Source organism: Peribacillus sp. CSMR9, assembly GCF_033141925.1.
In the GTDB taxonomy this organism is placed as follows: domain Bacteria; phylum Bacillota; class Bacilli; order Bacillales; family DSM-1321; genus Peribacillus; species Peribacillus simplex_A.
Genome location: NZ_JAOPHO010000223.1, coordinates 1 through 697, shown reverse-complemented (window position 1 = coordinate 697; position 697 = coordinate 1). Strand labels below are relative to the sequence as shown.

The window sequence follows — 697 nt, the reverse complement described above, 5'->3', positions numbered from 1 at the left end:
GATGGCCTGTAACTCCAAGGCTCTCATCTATTTTTCTGTGTCCAACGTATTGAAACGGAACGCATGAAATGCACTCCCCACTTCCAGTTCTTTAGCTTCGATTACTTCCAGGTTTTCCACTAGCTTTTCCGCTTCTGTTTTTTCCACTTGTTTTGTCATATGTTTCACCTCCTTAGCATTTATGATGGATGGCCTGTAACTCCAAGGCTCTCATCTATTTTTCTGTGTCCAACGTATTGAAACGGAACGCATGAAATGCACTCCCCACTTCCAGTTCTTTAGCTTCGATTACTTCCAGGTTTTCCACTAGCTTTTCCGCTTCTGTTTTTTCCACTTGCTTTGTCATATGTTTCACCTCCTTAACATGTATGATGGATGGCCTGTAACTCCCAGGCTCCCATCTATTTTTCTGTGTCCAACGTATTGAAACGGAACGCATGAAATGCACTCCCCACTTCCAGTTCTTTAGCTTCGATTACTTCCAGGTTTTCCACTAGCTTTTCCGCTTCTGTTTTTTCCACTTGCTTTGTCATATGTTTCACCTCCTTAACATGTATGATGGATGGCCTGTAACTCCCAGGCTCCCATCTATTTTTCTGTGTCCAACGTATTGAAACGGAACGCATGAAATGCACTCCCCACTTCCAGTTCTTTAGCTTCGATTACTTCCAGGTTTTCCACTAGCTTTTCCGCTTCT

At 43.2% G+C, this 697-nt stretch carries 3 protein-coding genes; all 3 read right to left on the bottom strand.

Annotation, left to right across the window (positions count from 1 at the left end; translation table 11 throughout):
* Positions 1-27 precede the first annotated feature (27 nt).
* Genes N9I19_RS25020 through N9I19_RS25010 form a run of 3 tightly spaced genes read right to left on the bottom strand, consistent with a single transcriptional unit; the run spans position 28 to position 533 of the window.
* Positions 28-159, bottom strand: a complete 132-nt coding sequence (locus N9I19_RS25020; RefSeq protein ID WP_284149542.1) for a hypothetical protein — start codon at positions 157-159, stop codon at positions 28-30.
* A 55-nt stretch (positions 160-214) separates the two neighbouring features.
* Complete coding sequence (locus N9I19_RS25015; RefSeq protein WP_284149542.1) at positions 215-346, bottom strand: hypothetical protein; 132 nt, start codon at positions 344-346, stop codon at positions 215-217.
* A gap of 55 nt (positions 347-401) precedes the next feature.
* Positions 402-533: a hypothetical protein gene (locus tag N9I19_RS25010; RefSeq protein ID WP_284149542.1), complete on the bottom strand. Its 132-nt coding sequence runs from the start codon at positions 531-533 to the stop codon at positions 402-404.
* Positions 534-697 lie beyond the last annotated feature (164 nt).

What these genes read in the sequence shown, in the direction of transcription:
- N9I19_RS25015 (WP_284149542.1), bottom strand. Translation starts at nt 346, where the DNA reads ATGACAAAGCAAGTGGAAAAAACAGAAGCGGAAAAGCTAGTGGAAAAC.
- N9I19_RS25010 (WP_284149542.1), bottom strand. Translation starts at nt 533, where the DNA reads ATGACAAAGCAAGTGGAAAAAACAGAAGCGGAAAAGCTAGTGGAAAAC.
- N9I19_RS25020 (WP_284149542.1), bottom strand. Translation starts at nt 159, where the DNA reads ATGACAAAACAAGTGGAAAAAACAGAAGCGGAAAAGCTAGTGGAAAAC.